Here is an 18,266-nt window from a genome sequence, read left to right on the forward strand (position 1 = left end):
GGATAAAAACATCATATATCGGATACGTTAATCCAAGACTTGGTTGATGCCGATAATGCAATAGCTTCTAATACGCGAGAAACGTGATAGCCAACGTAAAAATCAGGATAGATTGGTTTATCATTTAATAATCCGTCTATTAAATCTCTAACTTCTATAGTTTTTTGATCGTTAAAGCCAATTCCGTGTCCAGCACTGATACAGAAAGGACGGTAGTCCGGATGTTCAGGGCCGGTAAGAAGTGTTTTAAACCCTTGACGATTTGAAGGATCATTGTGTACATAGAGTTTAAGCTCTGCCATACGCTCCTGAGTAAAACTTAATGTTCCTTTTGTGCCGGTAACAACATAACTCAAGCCCATTTTGCGGCCACAGGCAATACGAGAGGTTTCGATTGTTCCCATTACGCCATTTGTAAAACGCACTAATGCACTGGCTTGATCTTCATTTTCTACTGTACAAAATTTATTTGGATCTTCTGGTGATGGACGTTGAGGTATAACGGTTTGTGTATCACCGCACACACTATCTATTTCCGCGCCAAGTAAATATTCCGCCATATGTACAATATGCGCACCTAAATCACCTAAAGCCCCTAGCCCAGCAAATTTTCTGTAACAATGCCAATCTATCGGCGTATTAGGATTAGCTAAATAATCTTCGTTATGCGTTCCATAAAAATGAATGACCTCTCCAATTTCCCCATTGGCAATAATTTCTTTAGCGAGCTGGCTAGTAGGATTTTTGGCATAGTTAAAACCGACTAATGTTTTTACGCCTGATTTTTTTGCAGCAAGATACATCTCTTTCGCATCATTTGCTGTTAGTGCTAATGGTTTTTCGGAATAAACATTTTTACCGTTTCGGATAGCTTCTAAAGCGATTTCTTTATGTAGAAAGTTGGGGGTGCAAATATCAACAACATCAACATTTGGATCGGAAACTAATTCTTTCCAATTTGCGGTAGATCGGCGGAAGCCGAACTCTTTTGCTCGTTTAGCAGCTAATTCAGGGGAGATTTCTGCTAAATATTCCAATTCGATTTTACCCTGTAAATTAAAAACGGTTGGTAGTTGAGCATAAGCAATTGCATGACAACGGCCAATATAACCTGTTCCTACTAGTCCAATCTTGATTTTATTCATTGCTGACTCCTTAGGGATTTGATAATTAAATATAAGTGATAGCATCGTTAATATGTAACATACAGCTATAAAATGAAATTTTCAATTTAAAAATATTAAAAATAGAATATTTATTTTATTTTTGTGATCTAGATATAATTTTGATCTTTAAGAGGTGAATTGAAGGCAATAATTTATTGATAGAGCTAGAAATTCTTACTGTATATTTCACTTTTTATATAGTAATAGAGTTGGTGAAAATTTTTGAGATGGGGAATAAATAATATTGTTTTCAAACTGTGTATATTAAGAGTACAGAAATGTAATTAAAGAGATTAATATTATGCAGTAAGTGCCGTAAAATACTTGTGTTAGCACAGAATCTTAATCTTACGGCACAATCTAAAAATTAGTCAACTTCGGAGAGTTTTACCGGTCGTCCTTCTTCAAGTGATTTTTGTGCTGCTAACGCAATTAACACCGGTTGTAAACCGTCGTTACCATTAACAGCCGTTGGCGTATCATTGACAATTGAATCAATAAAACAACGAATTTCTTCTGCAAAGGATTGCATATAACGTTCAAGGAAGAAGTATTTTGGTTTTTCAGCAATAACACCAGCTTCGCAAGAATAAACTGCAGTAGAATTTGTATCATTGCTAGTTTGCACCGCACCTTTTGAACCAAAAACTTCCGCACGTTGATCATAACCGTAAACTGCTTTACGACTGTTATCAATCACCCCAATCGCACCATTTGCTAATTTTAAAGTAATAACAGCAGTGTCGATGTCGCCGGCTTTACCAATTTCAGGATTCACCAATACGCCACCGGCAGCATAAACTTCAACAACTTCGCTTCCGGAAAGGTAACGGATCATATCAAAATCGTGAATCGTCATATCAAAGAACATTCCGCCGGACACTTTGACATACTCAATTGGTGGCGCATCTGGGTCACGAGAAGTAACACGAATAAGGTGTGGTTCGCCAATATCACCGGCAACCACACGATCTTTAATTGCTTTAAAGTTATGGTCAAAACGGCGATTAAAACCGACTTGGAATTTCACTCTAGCTTTATCGACAACATCAAGTACTTCACGAATTTTATCTTTATTTGGATCAACCGGTTTTTCACAGAAAATATGTTTACCTGCTTGTGCAGCTTCGATAGAAATTGGTGCGTGAGTATTGGTTGAGGAACAAACTAATACCGCATCAATTTCCGGATCTTGTAAAATTTTACGATAATCATCATAAACGTGAGGAATTCCCATACTTGCTGCCCAAGATTGTAATTCTTCAGTCACTTTAATGTCTGAAATTGCTTTAATTTCCGCACCTTTAACATATTTGCTAATACTTTCTGAGTGAACTCGACCGATACGACCTGCACCAATAATACCTACTTTAATCATTTTGTGGCTCCTTAAATACCTGCAACTTCTTTAATATATTTACGACCTTTTAACGCATATTCAAATGGATTAGCCAAAGCAGGATCTTGTTCCGCTTCAACAACCATCCATCCTTGGTAATTATGTTTCTCTAAAATGTCAAAAATCGGTTTGAAATCAATAACACCATCCCCCGGAACAGTGAAAGTACCTTTTTTCACCCCTTCTAAGAAACTAAGATCGTTAGCTTTCACTTCTGCCACAACGTCATCGCGTACATCTTTTAAATGCACGTGAACAATACGATCAACATATTTTTCTAATACATCTAACATCGCTTGTTGGCTGCCTTCAGAATAATAAAGGTGACCAGAATCAAATAAAAGGTAAACATCATCATTGGTTATTTCCATATATTTATCCACTTCAGCAGGTGTTTGAATACCTGTTCCCATATGGTGGTGTAAACATACTTTCATTCCTTTTTCAGCTGCTAATTTAGCTAATTCGTTATAGCCTTCCGCAAGTAATTGCCATTCTGCATCAGTAAAAACGGTTTTTTCTTTGAAAATTGCTTTGTTTTGTCCTTGTATGCTACGACTTTGTTCAGAACAACCAATAACTTTGGCTCCCATTGCATGCAAGAAATCACGATGCGCAATAAAACCTTTAATCGTTTCTTCTTTTTTGCCATCAACGAAGAATGTACTAAACCAAGCATTACAAATCTGAATACCACGAACATCCAATTTATGTTTTAATACAGCAATGTCTCTAGGATATTTATTGCCGACTTCACAGCCTTGATAACCGGCAAGTGCCATTTCACTTACGCATTGTTCAAAAGTATTTTCACTCCCTAATTCCGGAAGATCATCGTTAGTCCAACCGATAGGGGCAATACCGAGTTTTACATTTTCTGCTTTCATAAATTTTCTCCTAATGGAAAATGAGTCAAATAAATTTTAATAACGTCTCGCTTCATTGATGCGTAATTGCGAATTTGAATAGGCTTGACGAATACGCTCTTTAGTTGAAACTTCAGCTACGCCAACGTGCCACCAACTACCGTATCCATGAACCATTGTTTTAGGCAATACTTTTACATCAATTAAAGTTGGAACAGATTGTTTTTTTGCGTCTTCCAGTGCAGCAATAAACTCTTGTTCGTTATGGACTGTATAACCCTTGCAACCATAGCTTTCTGCATTCATTGCAAAATTAATAGGGATAAATCCTGCGTCAAGTTTGTTTGTATTTGGATTTCTAAAACGGAACTCTGTACAGAAACTATCCATACCGTGACCAACTTGTAGGTTATTGATACAACCGTTGGTCATATTATCGAATAGCACGACATTGATTTTTTTATGTTCCTGTACTGCGGTGACTAATTCTGTATGTAGCATTAGATAAGAACCGTCACCAAGTAAGGTGTAAACTTCTTTATCCGGTTCCGCCAATTTTGCACCTAAAGATGCTGCAATTTCATATCCCATACAAGAATAACCATATTCAAGATGATAGGTATTTTCGCCTTTAGGTTGCCATACTCGTTGTAAATCACCTGGTAAACTACCAGCGGCAGCGACGATAATATCGTTTTCTGTAAGTTGTTGATTTAATATGCCAAGCACGCGACTTTGGGTAAGACAAGAATTGGTTAATTTAATGAATTCTGCAAAAATCTTATCTCGATTAGGTAATGCGTCATTGACTTCAGGAATAAAGTTTTCTGAATAAGTAGCTTGTGCGACACGTTGTAATTCTTCGGTCATTTGTTGTTTGGCATTAGTCACTTGTGAACCCCATTGAGCTTGATAATCGGCAAGAAGAGGTTGTAATTGTTGTAATGCTGCTTTTGCATCCGCAGTAATTTGAATGCCATCAAGTTTATAAGCATCAAAACGGGAGACATTGATATTTAGAAATTCAACATTTTCATTTTGGAAAATCCATTTAGAAGATGTTGTAAAATCAGTATAACGAGTACCGATGCCAATAACTAAGTCAGCTTCTTTAGCTAATAAATTCGCAGCAAGGCAACCGGTTTCACCGATACCTCCTACATTCAGTGGATGGTCGGCAACAATAGCACTTTTACCAGCCTGGGTTTCAGCAAATGGAATTTGATAGGTTTCGGAAAAGGTTCTAAGTGCTTGGGCTGCTTCAGAATAGCGTATGCCTCCACCACAAATGATTAAAGGTTTTTTCTTTTGTTTAATCAATTCAACCGCTTGAGACAACATTGCTGCTGTTGCTTGAGTTCTTTCTATGCGATGGATACGTTTTGCAAAGAAGTATTCGGGGTAATCGTAAGCTTCAGCCTGAACATCTTGTGGTAAAGCTATGGTTACAGCACCTGTTTCAGCAGGATCAGTAAGAACTCGCATAGCATTAATACAAGCACTCATTAGCTGTTCAGGGCGAGTAACACGATCCCAATATTTACTCACTGCACGAAAGGCATCATTGGTACTAATACTTAAATCATAAGATTGCTCTATTTGTTGTAATACAGGATCGGGTTGACGTGTAGCAAAAACATCGCCAGGTAATAATAATAGTGGAATGCGGTTTGCTGTTGCGGTTGCTGCAGCAGTAATCATATTGGCGGCGCCTGGACCTACAGAAGAAGTACAAGCATAAATTTGTCTTCTCAATTTTTGTTTAGCAAATCCAGTAGCAATATGAGCCATACCTTGTTCATTACGTCCTTGGTGAACAACTAATTCACCACTATCTTGTTCTAATGCTTGACCTAAACCAAGCACATTTCCATGACCGAAGATGGCAAAGATTCCTTTCACAAATTTTGTGACTTTCCCATCGACTTCAATGTATTGATTATCTAAGAATTTTATTAGTGCTTGCGCAACTGTAAGGCGTTGAGTTTTCATTGACTTCTCCTTAATTCGTTTTTTCAATTAAGATTTATTGCTTGTTATTCTACTCAAAATTTTTTCCAATAAAACGAAATATGAAATATAAATTTCATTTTTGAGAGATGGATCAACTATTTTAAAAAAAATTGCATAAATATAAGGCATAATTGAGTTATTTTTCTGTTGACTTAATAGAAAAGTAGTTCTTTTTTGCTCTAAAAATGAAAAATTTTGAGATCTCTCTCGCAAAAAAGAGTATAAAAAGTGGAAATTTGAAATTTTTATTCTAAAATTAAAATTAATAGATTTTTTATTTTCTTTAAATGTGAAGTGGCACTGATTTTTAGGAGGCACAAAATGTCTAAAACATTAGATGTGATTTGTTTAGGCCGTGTTGCGGTAGATCTTTATGCACAACAAATTGGTTCTCGTTTGGAGGATGCGAGTAGTTTTGCGAAATATTTAGGGGGATCATCAGGAAATGTTGCTTATGGAACGGCGATTCAAGGTCTGAAGTCGTCGATGTTGGCAAGAGTTGGCGATGAACATATGGGGCGTTTTTTGCGAGAAGAGTTGCAAAGTGTTGGTGTGGATACCAGTCATTTAATTACTGATAAAGAGCGTCTTACTGCATTAGTTATTTTAGGAATCAAAGATAAGGAAACATTTCCTCTTATTTTTTATCGTGATAACTGTGCAGATATGGCGATCACAGCGGATGATTTTGATGAAGAATACATTGCCTCAGCAAAAGCATTAGCCATTACAGGTACGCATCTTTCTCATCCTAAAACACGTCAAGCAGTTTTAACCGCTTTAGAATATGCTGGACGAAATGGAACAAAACGTTTATTAGATATTGATTATCGTCCAGTGCTTTGGGGATTGACTTCTCTAGGTGATGGCGAAACCCGTTATATTGATTCTGAAGCGGTAACGAAATCTTTACAAGAAGTATTACATCATTTTGATGTATTGGTTGGAACAGAAGAGGAGTTCCACATTGCAGGGGGATCAACAGATACTTTGACAGCATTGAAGAATGTCCGTAAATATAGTCAGGCGACTTTAGTATGTAAGCGAGGAGCATCAGGATGTTCTGTCTTTGAGGGGGATATTCCTAATGATCTAGATGGTGGCTTGAATGTTTATGGTGTTCGTGTTGCTGTTTTGAACGTGTTGGGTGCTGGCGATGCGTTTATGTCCGGGCTATTGCGCGGTTATGTTAATGGAGAAGGATGGGAACAGGCGTGCCGTTATGCTAACGCGTGTGGGGCTTTAGTGGTATCTCGTCATGGTTGTGCTCCGGCAATGCCAACAAAAACTGAATTAGATGATTATTTATCTCGAGCTGAGAGTGTTCCTAGACCAGATCTTGATAGTAGATTGAATCATTTACATCGTGTTACCACTAGAAAGCAACAATGGGATAATGTCTGTATTTTTGCTTTCGATCATCGTTTACAACTTGAGGAAATGGCGAAGAAATGTGGGGCGGATCTTCATCGAATCCCTGAGCTGAAAAAATTATTGTTGAAAGCCGCAGAGCAAACAGCAGCAGAAGAGGGAATTGCAAATGGTCAGGCAGGGATTTTGGCAGATACTACATATGGACAAGATGTATTAAATGCAATTACCGGAAAAAAATGGTGGATTGGTCGTCCGATAGAACAACCTGCCTCACGACCATTGGCGTTGGAGCACGGTGATTTGGGTAGTCAATTAATATCCTGGCCTAAAGAGCATATTGTGAAATGTTTGGTTTTTTATCATCCAAATGATAATGAAGGAATGAAACAAGCTCAGGATAAAAAATTGCTTGAGGTGTATCAGGCTTGTTGTCGTACAGGTCACGAATTATTGTTAGAGATCATTTTACCATCAACAATGGAACAAAAAGAGAGCTATTATCTTGATGTTGTTCGTCATTTGTATCAATTAGGTATAAAACCGGATTGGTGGAAATTGCCGGGGTTAAAATCAGTCACTTGGCAGCAGCTTACAGCGGTGATTTCAGCCAATGATCCTTATTGTCGTGGCGTCTTGATCTTAGGTCTAGATGCGCCGGAAAGTGTCTTTGATGAAACTTTTAAAGAAGCCGCTAATGCAGATATCGTCAAAGGATTTGCAGTTGGAAGAACTATTTTTGCAGAAGCGTCAGCCAAATGGTTAGCAAATGAAATTAATGATGATGTGTTAATGAAGTCTGTTCGTGAAAAATATCAGCGGTTGATTCATTTATGGAAAAAGTATAAAGATTAGTTATCATTATATGTGTTAAACGGCTAATTTTGTTGGGAAATTAGCCGTTTTTATTATGATTTTTGTTTAAAAGCAAGTGAAATTGCCAAACTTTGCACAAGATTCATTGTTGAACATTGTGAGCGAAATCCATTGATATGAGCCTCTTTTATAATGAACGCGATATCACTAAAACTGACTAAAGGGCTTAACTGACTGTCTGTAATCGCGATTTGTCTAATTCCAGCTTTAGCTACAGAGTCCAAAATATTAAGTGTTTCTTTGGCATAAGGTGAAAAACTGATTGCGACGACCACATCTCCCGGTTTTATAACATTTAATTGTTCTTCAAACATTCCGCCTAAACCATCAATAATAAAGGAGCGGCGATTGAGATGATGTAGGGCATAATTTAAATAACACGCCACACTATATGAACGTCTTAAGCCGATAATGAATATTGTATTAGCAGAATCCAGTAATTTTACAGCTTCATTGAGTTGTTTTGGATCAATGCTATTAGATAATTGCGTGAGCGCTGTAGCATTGGCGTGTGAAAAAACGGCGAGAATATTTTCAGGACTACTTTGCTCATTTCTTTTTTCCCCCATTTTATGGAATAACTCCGCACGTTCTTGGTAATCAGCAGTTGACTCCATTAAGCTTTCTTTGAAAATTTGTTTCATTTCATTGAAACCTTTGAAACCAAATACATTGGCAAAACGGATTAAGGTAGAAGGAGGAACATCCGCTCGTTCAGCTATGACGGCAACAGTATCAAAAACAACACTATTTGGATTATCTAAAATATATTTGGCAACTTGTTTTAATCGTTTACTTAAACTGTCGTAACGTTCTCTAATTTTATTTTCTAATTCTTCAACTTTCATTGATGTATTCATAATAAAAAAGCATCGGTAATGATGGAAATGTAAGCAATATTCTAAAGTATCTAGATAAAAATTGGAAAGGTGTTTTGAATATTTGGAATAGATTAGTTAATAAAAAGTATCAGTTTTTTTGTGATAGTGATCACCTTTCTTTACTTTGCTTATTGTTATGAAACCGGTTTCATAATAGGTTAAGTATAAATTTAATCATTATATTAATGGGAGTTCCTTATGAAAAAATCAATTTTGGCATTGTTGTTATCTTCTTTGGTGTTACTCAATGGATGTGATGATAAAGGTGGTTCAGATACAGGAAAGGTAAAAGTTGTTGTTGCACATAATCAAACAAACCTTGATAGTCCATACCAGACAGGAATGTTAAAACTTAAAGACGATGCGGAAAAATCACAATTATTTAATATTGAAGTGCATGCAGGAACTATTGGTACAAATGAAAATGAGTTAGTTGAAAAACTTATCTTAGGTGGTGCTGATGTTGTTTTAGTTTCACCAGGGTTTATGACCTCATTAGGAATTGATGAGGTGGATATATTTTCTCTACTCTATCTTTTTAACGATTATAAACACTGGGAAAAAGTGGTAGATGGCGATATTGGTAAAAAGATCGCAGATATTATTTATGAAAAATCAGGTAAAAAATATTATGTGAAAAGTTATTGGACTGCCGGTGTTCGTCATTGGTATGGCAAGAAACCAGTATTCAAGCCAGAAGATTTAAAAGGACTTAAAATAAGAACTCAAACATCAGGAGTGGTTTCCGATTATTGGCTTAGCATTGGTGCAATTCCTACATCTGTTGCTTGGGCAGAGTTATATCAAGCATTAAGTAGTAATGTCGTTGATGGTGCTGAAAATGCTTATCCTTATTTAGTTCCAATGGAACATCATAAAACAAATAATGGTAAATATATTTCTGAAACAGGTCACGATTATACAACAAGATTTTTGTTAGTACGTGCAGGATTGTGGGATAAATTAGATGATAAACATAAGGAAGTATTTGAAAATGCAATGAAAGCAGCGACAGATGCTGAAAGAAATGCAGTATATGTGGAAGAAAAAAATTATAAAGAAAAAGCTATCGCTGATGGAGCAAAAGTTAATAGTCTTGATACTACACCATTTGTTCTAAAAGCTGTGGAAATTCAAGATAAATGGGGTAAAGAACATAATATGGTAGATGTGATAGAGCAAATTAGAAAATTAGCTAAGGATTAATTATGCATAAGATAATTGATTTCATAGCTAAATTGGAGCTCGTGATTAGTGCTTGTTTTCTTTCAATATTTGTAGTTACAACATTTATACAAGTTATTAGTCGCTATTTCCATATCAGCGTTATTTGGACAGAAGAGCTTTCAGTCAATGCCTTTATTTGGTCAATGTTATTGGGTGCGGCAGTAATGACTAGGAAAAAAAGACATTTCAGCTTTTCTTTCTTAAAAAATAAAATAGAGTCAGAAAAATATAAATGTGTATTATCACTTATTCAGAATGGGATAATATTATGTTTTTCAATAGTATGTCTTATTTATTCAGCTGAAATCACTTCATCATTTTGGAATTCTAAATGGGTCACTATCCCTGCCTTTAGACAGGGATATGTTTGGTTAATTTTACCAATTACTTTTTCAAGTATTATCCTATTTTTATTAGAAGATTGCTTTGAGCAAATGAGCTTGCTGATAAGGAAGAAACAATGACACTTTTAGCGATTACTATATTATTCATATTATTTATATTTATTGGAATTCCTATTGCATATTCTATTGCTATTTCTGCTTTGCTTGGCGTTGTTCTTATTGGCAATGTCCCGTATACAGTTATTCCAATGAAAATGTTTTATGGTTTAAATTCTTATGTTTTATTAGCTGTTCCTTTATTTATCTTAACCGCTTCTATTATGAATAGAGGAAATATTTCAAAGAAATTAATCAATTTTTCGTTAGGTATCGTGGGACGATATCCAGGAGGGTTGGGACACGCAAATGTTTTAGTTTCTATGCTATTTGCCGGAGTAAGTGGTTCATCTCAAGCGGATACAGCGGGAATAGGAAAAATATTGATCCCTAATATGATAGATAAAGGCTATAGTAAAGAGATGGCTGTGGGCGTTACTGCGGCATCTTCGACCATAGGCAGTATTATTCCTCCGAGTATTACTATGGTTATTTATGCCGGATTAACTAATACCTCTGTTGGTAAGTTATTTATTGGTGGATTATTACCAGGAATATTAATTGGTCTTGGAATGATGGCTTTTGTTTATTATGTTGCAATAAAAGAACACTTGCCGAAAGAAAAACCAATAACATTATCTCTATTTTGGCAACTTTTTAAGCAATCATTGCCAGCATTATTAACGCCATTAATTATTATCTTAGGCATTGTATTCGGTATATTTACTGCAACTGAAGCAGCGGCATTTTCAGCGATTTATGCCTATTTAGTGAGTGCGTATTATTATAAAACAATTAGTTATAGAGATATTCCTAAAATATTAATAGAAACTTTAGAGCTAAGTTGTTTATCTTTATTTGCACTGGCAGCAGCCTCTGCATTGGGAGAGTTCTTAGGATATATGAGAATCAACCATATTGTTGCTGGATTTTTTAGCAATTTATATAGTGGAGAATATGTATTTTTCTTATTAATTATTTTATTCTTCCTATTCATTGGAACATTTATGGATGCTATTCCGGCAATGGTATTATTTGTTCCTGTCATTTATCCTGTGGCTCAATCTATTGGTGTTGATCCTGTTCAGTTAGGTATTGTAATTATTATTACATTATCTATAGGATTGATTACACCGCCTTATGGATTGTGTTTGCTAATTTCTAGTGTAATTGGTGGATTATCTATAGATAGATCATTTAAAGCAGTTTTACCATATATAGCAATTATTTTAGTAGTATTAGCAGTTGTTATATTTATCCCAAGTATTCTGTTAAGTGATATTGTTATTAGTTAATTATTTTACGAGATATGCAAAAAAAAGCGACGATAAATGATGTAGCAAAATTAGCAAGAGTAAGTAAAGCTACAGTATCTAGATTTTTAAATAAAAAGTTTAATTTAATTGCTCCGGATACTGTAGTTAGGATAGAACAAGCAATTGAAAAATTAAATTATTTTCCTAGCCAAATTGCACAAGGTGTAAAAAGGGGAAATACTAAACTGATTGCACTGATTGTATCTGATATAAATAATCCTTATTCAATTGAATTATTTCAAGGTGCAGAAAAATATGCTTTTGAAAATGACTATGCGTTGTTATTGTTTAATACAAATGATAGTTTTGAAAGAGAGACAAAAATTTTAAAATCGTTATCTAGTTATCAAGTTGAGGGAGTAATTATTCAAAGTCTACAGATAGAAAATTACATTCTTTCTTCTTATAGTATTCCGGTTGTTTCTGTAGATAGAGAAATATCTAATTATAAATGTGATCTTGTTGGGTTGGATAATAAAAAATCTACTAAAATAATGATTGATTATCTACTAAATAAGAAATTTAATGCGCTATTATTTGTGACTGAGAATGTGCATTTAAGCCAAGCGAGATCAATTAGAACACAAACATTTAAAGAATCTATTCCAAGTGATATTAATGTGGTAAGTCAAGTTCTGGAAGTAGATAATTCAGAAGATTCTTCTTTTTTAAAAGATGAGATTTTAAGTTTTTTTCTTAAAAATAAGGATAAAAAGATAGTTATTATTTCTGTAAATGGAAAAGTCGCATTTAATTTATTATCTATACTTAATAAGTTAGAGATAAAAGTGGGTAGAGATATTGGATTTATTACATTTGATAACCCTAATTGGAGTAATATTATCCCAGGCGGAATATCTGTATTAGAACAGCCTACTTATGATATTGGTTATATGGCTTGTAAATTATTAATAAATAGGATTAATAAGTCTGTTGTAGAAAGAAATATTATCACTTATTCAGGAAAATTAATTGAAAGAGATTCCACAAAATTATAGAGGTTAAATATGAAAGACAGCTTTGATGTAGTGACTTTTGGTGAAGCAATGATAATGTTTATCGCAGAAGAAGAAAAAACATTGGATAAAGTGGGTTATTTCAGTAAAGGAATTGCTGGAGCAGAACTGAATGTTGCCACAGGCATAGCTAGATTAGGATTTAATGTAAGTTGGATGAGTAGAATAGGAGATGATTCTTTTGGTAGATCAATATTAAATTATTTAAATAAAGAAAGTATTAATAGTGATTTTGTTAGGGTGGATAATAATCATAGAACCGGATTTCAATTAAAATCTAAATTGAAAAATATAAATGGTGATCCGGAGGTTGAATATTTTAGAAAAGGATCTGCTGCAAGTTATTTATCTGTTTCAGATTTAGATAAAGTAGTTAATACTAAATTTTTGCATATTACAGGGATTGCCCCAGCTTTATCGGATAGTTGTTTTGAAGTAGCGGAATATTTGATAGAGAAGGTTCGTAGTGAATCTGGAGTCATTTCATTTGATCCTAATCTTCGCCCTGTCCTTTGGAAAAACGAAAATCTTATGAGAGAAAAGATTAATTATTTAGCGTCTAAAGCAGATATTGTTTTACCGGGAATTAATGAAGGAAAGATATTAACAGGATATAATTCTAGTAAAGATATTGCTGATTTTTATCTAAAAAATGGAGCCAAAAAAGTTATTATAAAGTTAGGTTCAAAAGGAGCTTATTTTAGAGATTTAATTGGGGATGAAGGTGTTGTACCAGGACTTGAAGTTGAGAATATTGTCGATACTGTAGGTGCTGGAGATGCTTTTGCTGTAGGTGTGATTAGTGCGTTATTAGAAAATAAAACATTAGAGCAAGCTGCTAAAAGAGGAAATTTTTTTGGGGCTTTGGCTATTCAATTTCCTGGTGATAATGATGGTTTACCAAATAGAGAGCAGTTATCACAATATGATATATAGGATCTAAACATTATGAAAAAGAAAAAAGTTATTTTATATAAAAAAATTCCTACTGATCTGCTAAATCTTTTAGAGGATAATTTTGATGTAGTATTTTTTAATAAAATTAATGAAGAGAATTATTCTGAATTTATTAATCAACTACCTTCTGCAGAAGGATTAATTGGTTCTAGTTTTGATCTAAAAGGGGATATTTTAGATATTGCTAATAATTTAAAAGTTATTTCTACCATTTCAGCAGGTTATGATAATTTTGATGTTAAGCAATTAACAGCAAAAGGTATAAGATTAATGCATACACCCGATGTTTTAACGGATACTACAGCAGATTTAGTTTTTACATTATTATTATCAACAGCCAGACGAGTAGTGGAAACATCAAATTTTATATATCAGGGAAAATGGAAAAAGAGTATTGATGAATCTCTATTTGGAACAGATGTGCATCATAAAAAAATAGGTATTGTTGGAATGGGAAAAATTGGTGCAGCTGTGGCAAAAAGGGCTTATTTAGGGTTTGATATGGAAGTTCTATATACAAATCGAAGCAGAAAACCTGAAGTAGATAATCATTATAGGGCTAAATGGTGTAGTCTAGATGAATTATTGAAGTTATCTGATTTTGTTTGTATTACTTTGCCATTAACAAAAGAAACAGAACGGTTGATTGATAAAGAAAAATTATTATTGATGAAGCCTTCTTCAATTTTGATTAATGGTGGTCGAGGTAAGATAATTGATCAAAATGCGTTAATAGAAGTATTAAAAGAGAAACGTATTTTAGCGGCAGGTTTAGATGTGTTTGAACAAGAACCTTTACCATTAGATTCGGAATTATTGAAATTAGATAATGTGGTAATCACTCCGCATATAGGATCGGCGACTTATGAAACAAGATATAATATGGCAAAGGAAGCAGTTTATAATTTAATTGAGGCATTTAAAGTAGCAAAACCAAAGAAGAATTTAGTGAATAGCGATGTAAATTAATAAGTGAAACCTCCTAGATAGTTAGATTTAGGAGGTTTTGTTTTTTCTCACTCCCCTTGAAATCCCTCAAACTTTCCCCAATTACAACAATTACGTTTGTATGAAAAAGGATAATAACAATGTCAAATCCATTACTTGAGTTTCAAGGGTTACCTCAATTTTCTAAGATAGAAGTGCAACATATTCAACCAGCGATTACGAAGTTAATTCAAGCGTGTCGAGATACGGTTGAGAAAGTGTTAAAACAAGGCAAATTTACTTGGCACGATTTTTATCTTCCACTATCAGAAGTGAATGATCGTTTAAGTAAAGCTTGGTCGCCGGTAGCGCATTTAAATGCGGTTAAGAATAGTGCGGAGTTAAGAGAAGCGTATCAAGCGTGTTTACCGTTGCTTTCTGAATACAGCACTTGGATTGGGCAACATCAAGGTTTGTATCAAGCTTATTTACAGTTAAAAAATAGCGCCGAATTTGAAACCTTAGCGAAAGATCAGAAGAAAGCAATTGAAAATAGTCTGCGTGATTTTGAATTATCCGGGATTTCATTGCCGGCTGAACAGCAACAACGTTATGCAGAAATTGTTGCGCGTTTATCGGAATTAAGTTCGCAATTTAGCAATAATGTACTGGATGCCACAATGGGGTGGGATAAAGTTATTACTGATGAGCAAGCATTGTCCGGTTTGCCTGAGAGTGCGTTTCTGGCTGCAAAAGCATCGGCAGAGAGCAAAGGGGTGGAAGGCTATCGTTTTACGCTAGAATTTCCAAGTTATTTGCCGGTGATGACTTATTGTGAAAATCGAGCATTGCGTGAAGAGATGTATCGAGCATTTACCACAAGAGCATCCGATCAAGGGCCAAATGCAGGCAAATGGGATAATTCTGCGATTATGCAGGAGATTTTGACGTTGCGATATGAATTGGCAAAATTGTTAGGTTTTGAAACCTATGCTGATTTATCTTTGGCGACTAAAATGGCGGAAAGCCCGAAACAGGTGCTGGATTTCTTAACCGATCTTGCGCAACGTTCTAAAGCACAAGGCGATAAAGAATTTGCTGAATTGCAGCAATTTTGTAAAAACCATTTTGGTATTGAGCATTTAGAGCCTTGGGATATTACGTTCTACAGTGAAAAACAAAAACAGGCACTTTTTGCTATTAATGATGAAGAACTTAGACCATATTTCCCAGAAAATCGCGTATTATCTGGTTTATTTGAGGTGGTTTCACGGATTTTTAAGATTAAGGCAGTAGAGCGTTTTGATGTAGATACTTACCATCCGGATGTTCGTTTTTTTGATTTGATTGATGAAACTGGGGAAATCAGAGGAAGTTTTTATCTGGATCTTTACGCGCGAGAACATAAGCGTGGCGGTGCTTGGATGGATGATTGCATCAGTCGCAAACGGAAATTGGATGGCTCATTGCAAAAACCGGTGGCCTATTTAGTGTGCAATTTTAATCGTCCGGTAGGCGATAAACCAGCATTGTTTACTCACGATGAAGTAACAACGCTGTTCCACGAATTTGGGCACGGCATTCATCATATGTTGACGAAAATTGAAACCGGTGACGTTTCCGGCATTAACGGTGTGCCTTGGGATGCGGTCGAATTGCCAAGCCAATTTATGGAAAATTGGTGTTGGGAAGAAGAGGCGTTGAATTTTATTTCCGGCCATTATCAAACGCACGCACCATTACCGAAAGAGAAATTATCACAATTGATTAAGGCGAAAAATTTCCACGCAGCGATGTTTGTATTGCGCCAGTTGGAATTTGGTCTATTTGATTTCCGTCTGCACTATGAATTTGATCCGAATAAAAAGGATCAATTACAACAGATTGCAAAAGAGGTGAAAAAGGATGTGGCAGTCTTCCAAACACCTGATTGGGTGCGCACACCTCATAGCTTCAGTCATATTTTTGCAGGCGGTTATTCTGCTGGTTATTACAGTTATCTTTGGGCAGAGGTATTATCGGCAGATGCATTTTCCCGTTTTGAAGAAGAAGGCATTTTCAATGCAGAAACAGGAAAATCATTCTTAGATAATATTTTAACGCAAGGCGGATCAGAAGAACCGATGGCACTGTTTAAACGTTTTAGAGGGCGCGAACCTAAGTTGGATGCGTTGTTAAGGCATAAGGGAATAAATAGTTAATTGTAAACTGAGTATAAAATGGCAGGTCAATAATGAAATGAACCTGCCATTTTTATTGGTTAACGCCAAATATTCGCCTTAACTCGAGAGGCTAAATGAGGATATTTTTCAACCTTGAATATAGGAGATTTTGTCGTTTTTAACTGTTGTTGGTAATCTTTTAAAAGCAACCAGACTATTGGAGAAAGCAATAAAATGGCAATTAAGTTAATCATTGCCATTAACCCCATAAAAGTATCAGCCATATCCCACACTAATTGCATTTTTTGCACAGCACCAAAATAAACCATCACGAGGACCAACATTCTAAATAGCATAATCATTGTCGGGTTGTTTTTAATAAATTTAATGTTTCCTTCGGCATAGGCGTAATTCCCGATAATGGTTGAGAAGGCAAACATAAATAAAATTAAAGCAAGGAAATCTTTCCCCCAAGCACCGACCTGATGCTCAATAGCAAGTTGAGTTAATTGCGCGCCGGTAATGCCGGAGGAGATAGATTCGCCGGAAAGTAACACAATGACGGCAGTTGCGGTACAGATAACGATAGTATCAACAAAAACCCCCAACATTTGGATCAGGCCTTGGCTGACGGGATGATCGACATCTGCAGTTGCCGCCGCATTAGGTGCAGACCCCATACCGGCTTCGTTGGAGTAGAGTCCGCGTTTGATACCATACATCATTGCTTGAGAAAATATTGCGCCGAAAAAACCGCTGGCGGCAGCATCAAAATTGAATGCGGAAGAAATAATGAGATGAATAGTGGTTGGCAATAACGAAACGTTTTTGCACAAAATAAAAACAGCCATTGCAATGTAGAGTAATGCCATCAATGGCACTAAAACTTCTGCGATTTTAGAAATTCTACGGATGCCACCAAAAATCATTGGTGCAGTGAGAATGACTAATGCAACGCCGGTGGCTTCCGGTGTCCATCCCCAAGCTCCGTTGCCAGCTTCCGCAATCGTGTTTGATTGTACGGCGTTAAATACAAAACCATAAGTCACGATCAAACAGATCGCAAAGAGCCAGCCGAACCAACGCTGTTTTAAGCCGGCGGTAATATAATAGGCCGGACCGCCACGAAAATGACCGGCGAGATCTTTGACCTTGAATAATTGCGCTAAAGAGGACTCGGCAAATGCACTGCTCATTCCAAGCAGCGCTGTTACCCACATCCAAAATACCGCGCCGGGGCCGCCATAGGTGATGGCTAATGATACGCCGGCAATGTTACCGACCCCAACTCGACTTGCCAAACCGGTAACAAAGGCTTGAAACGGGCTGATGGCGTGTTTTCTATCGACATTGCGAGCGCCAAGCATTTCGCGGATACTTTGCGGCAGTAGGCGAATTTGGACAAAAAACATTGATAATGTGAAATAAAGCCCTGCACCTAACAACATAATTGTGACGATATTCCACAGAGGATCATTAATGTCTTTAATTAGTTGGTGGAAAATTTCCATTATTGTTCTCCGTGTTGTAATGTTTTATCTCTTCTTATATTTCGCACGCACAATAACATAAGCCGGTTATAAAAAGAATAAAAATTTAATTTATTTAGAGTTTTATCGTTTTTTTAGCATTTAATGGATAAAAATACC

The 18,266-nt window shown here is 35.7% G+C and carries 14 protein-coding genes; 8 read left to right on the top strand and 6 right to left on the bottom strand.

The window, feature by feature from the left end; all coding sequences use genetic code 11:
* Positions 1-11: 11 nt before the first annotated feature.
* The 4 genes from P375_RS02775 to iolD all read right to left on the bottom strand — a co-directional run bounded on the left by P375_RS02775 (position 12) and on the right by iolD (position 5,423).
* The gene (locus P375_RS02775; protein WP_039134093.1) at positions 12-1,145 is read right to left on the bottom strand and encodes a Gfo/Idh/MocA family protein; all 1,134 of its coding nucleotides are present in this window, start codon (positions 1,143-1,145) and stop codon (positions 12-14) included.
* A gap of 388 nt (positions 1,146-1,533) precedes the next feature.
* Complete coding sequence (gene iolG / locus P375_RS02780) at positions 1,534-2,544, bottom strand: inositol 2-dehydrogenase (RefSeq protein WP_039080727.1); 1,011 nt, start codon at positions 2,542-2,544, stop codon at positions 1,534-1,536.
* Between the two features lie 11 nt (positions 2,545-2,555).
* The gene (gene iolE, locus P375_RS02785) at positions 2,556-3,452 is read right to left on the bottom strand and encodes a myo-inosose-2 dehydratase (RefSeq protein ID WP_021460974.1); all 897 of its coding nucleotides are present in this window, start codon (positions 3,450-3,452) and stop codon (positions 2,556-2,558) included.
* 36 nt (positions 3,453-3,488) lie between these two features.
* On the bottom strand, positions 3,489-5,423 hold the full coding sequence (gene iolD / locus P375_RS02790; RefSeq protein WP_039134096.1) for a 3D-(3,5/4)-trihydroxycyclohexane-1,2-dione acylhydrolase (decyclizing): 1,935 nt from the start codon (positions 5,421-5,423) through the stop codon (positions 3,489-3,491).
* A 342-nt stretch (positions 5,424-5,765) separates the two neighbouring features.
* Between iolD and P375_RS02795 the strand changes: the two genes are divergently transcribed.
* The gene (locus tag P375_RS02795; protein WP_039134099.1) at positions 5,766-7,670 is read left to right on the top strand and encodes a bifunctional 5-dehydro-2-deoxygluconokinase/5-dehydro-2-deoxyphosphogluconate aldolase; all 1,905 of its coding nucleotides are present in this window, start codon (positions 5,766-5,768) and stop codon (positions 7,668-7,670) included.
* A 53-nt stretch (positions 7,671-7,723) separates the two neighbouring features.
* Here the strand turns inward: P375_RS02795 and P375_RS02800 are convergent, their stop codons facing one another.
* Positions 7,724-8,551, bottom strand: coding sequence for a MurR/RpiR family transcriptional regulator (locus tag P375_RS02800; RefSeq protein WP_026210925.1), 828 nt, complete (start codon positions 8,549-8,551; stop codon positions 7,724-7,726).
* 219 nt (positions 8,552-8,770) lie between these two features.
* On the opposite strand from P375_RS02800, the gene P375_RS02805 reads away from it, so the two are divergent.
* From P375_RS02805 to prlC, 7 genes are all read left to right on the top strand, one after another.
* Positions 8,771-9,778, top strand: coding sequence for a TRAP transporter substrate-binding protein (locus P375_RS02805; RefSeq protein ID WP_039134102.1), 1,008 nt, complete (start codon positions 8,771-8,773; stop codon positions 9,776-9,778).
* Positions 9,779-9,780: 2 nt separating this feature from the next.
* Positions 9,781-10,263 (top strand): TRAP transporter small permease, encoded by a 483-nt coding sequence (locus P375_RS02810; protein ID WP_039134105.1) that lies wholly within the window; start codon positions 9,781-9,783, stop codon positions 10,261-10,263.
* Entirely contained in the window at positions 10,260-11,534 is a 1,275-nt protein-coding gene (locus P375_RS02815) for a TRAP transporter large permease (protein ID WP_039134108.1), read from the top strand. Before P375_RS02810 ends, P375_RS02815 begins: the two co-directional genes overlap by 4 nt.
* A 14-nt stretch (positions 11,535-11,548) precedes the next feature.
* Positions 11,549-12,553 (top strand): LacI family DNA-binding transcriptional regulator, encoded by a 1,005-nt coding sequence (locus tag P375_RS02820; protein ID WP_039134111.1) that lies wholly within the window; start codon positions 11,549-11,551, stop codon positions 12,551-12,553.
* Between the two features lie 9 nt (positions 12,554-12,562).
* The gene (locus P375_RS02825; protein ID WP_039134114.1) at positions 12,563-13,507 is read left to right on the top strand and encodes a sugar kinase; all 945 of its coding nucleotides are present in this window, start codon (positions 12,563-12,565) and stop codon (positions 13,505-13,507) included.
* Between the two features lie 12 nt (positions 13,508-13,519).
* Positions 13,520-14,497, top strand: coding sequence for a 2-hydroxyacid dehydrogenase (locus tag P375_RS02830; protein ID WP_039080735.1), 978 nt, complete (start codon positions 13,520-13,522; stop codon positions 14,495-14,497).
* A 119-nt stretch (positions 14,498-14,616) separates the two neighbouring features.
* Positions 14,617-16,656, top strand: a complete 2,040-nt coding sequence (gene prlC / locus P375_RS02835) for an oligopeptidase A (RefSeq protein ID WP_039134117.1) — start codon at positions 14,617-14,619, stop codon at positions 16,654-16,656.
* A gap of 59 nt (positions 16,657-16,715) precedes the next feature.
* Here prlC and P375_RS02840 read toward each other — a convergent pair whose 3' ends face one another.
* The gene (locus tag P375_RS02840; RefSeq protein WP_018345590.1) at positions 16,716-18,128 is read right to left on the bottom strand and encodes an alanine/glycine:cation symporter family protein; all 1,413 of its coding nucleotides are present in this window, start codon (positions 18,126-18,128) and stop codon (positions 16,716-16,718) included.
* Positions 18,129-18,266: the final 138 nt, after the last annotated feature.

The sequence above is a fragment of the Gallibacterium genomosp. 2 genome (assembly GCF_000771895.1).
In the GTDB taxonomy this organism is placed as follows: Bacteria; Pseudomonadota; Gammaproteobacteria; order Enterobacterales; family Pasteurellaceae; genus Gallibacterium.

What these genes read in the sequence shown, in the direction of transcription:
- P375_RS02775 (WP_039134093.1), bottom strand. Translation starts at nt 1,145, where the DNA reads ATGAATAAAATCAAGATTGGACTAGTAGGAACAGGTTATATTGGCCGT.
- iolG (WP_039080727.1), bottom strand. Translation starts at nt 2,544, where the DNA reads ATGATTAAAGTAGGTATTATTGGTGCAGGTCGTATCGGTCGAGTTCAC.
- iolE (WP_021460974.1), bottom strand. Translation starts at nt 3,452, where the DNA reads ATGAAAGCAGAAAATGTAAAACTCGGTATTGCCCCTATCGGTTGGACT.
- iolD (WP_039134096.1), bottom strand. Translation starts at nt 5,423, where the DNA reads ATGAAAACTCAACGCCTTACAGTTGCGCAAGCACTAATAAAATTCTTA.
- P375_RS02795 (WP_039134099.1), top strand. Translation starts at nt 5,766, where the DNA reads ATGTCTAAAACATTAGATGTGATTTGTTTAGGCCGTGTTGCGGTAGAT.
- P375_RS02800 (WP_026210925.1), bottom strand. Translation starts at nt 8,551, where the DNA reads ATGAATACATCAATGAAAGTTGAAGAATTAGAAAATAAAATTAGAGAA.
- P375_RS02805 (WP_039134102.1), top strand. Translation starts at nt 8,771, where the DNA reads ATGAAAAAATCAATTTTGGCATTGTTGTTATCTTCTTTGGTGTTACTC.
- P375_RS02810 (WP_039134105.1), top strand. Translation starts at nt 9,781, where the DNA reads ATGCATAAGATAATTGATTTCATAGCTAAATTGGAGCTCGTGATTAGT.
- P375_RS02815 (WP_039134108.1), top strand. Translation starts at nt 10,260, where the DNA reads ATGACACTTTTAGCGATTACTATATTATTCATATTATTTATATTTATT.
- P375_RS02820 (WP_039134111.1), top strand. Translation starts at nt 11,549, where the DNA reads ATGCAAAAAAAAGCGACGATAAATGATGTAGCAAAATTAGCAAGAGTA.
- P375_RS02825 (WP_039134114.1), top strand. Translation starts at nt 12,563, where the DNA reads ATGAAAGACAGCTTTGATGTAGTGACTTTTGGTGAAGCAATGATAATG.
- P375_RS02830 (WP_039080735.1), top strand. Translation starts at nt 13,520, where the DNA reads ATGAAAAAGAAAAAAGTTATTTTATATAAAAAAATTCCTACTGATCTG.
- prlC (WP_039134117.1), top strand. Translation starts at nt 14,617, where the DNA reads ATGTCAAATCCATTACTTGAGTTTCAAGGGTTACCTCAATTTTCTAAG.
- P375_RS02840 (WP_018345590.1), bottom strand. Translation starts at nt 18,128, where the DNA reads ATGGAAATTTTCCACCAACTAATTAAAGACATTAATGATCCTCTGTGG.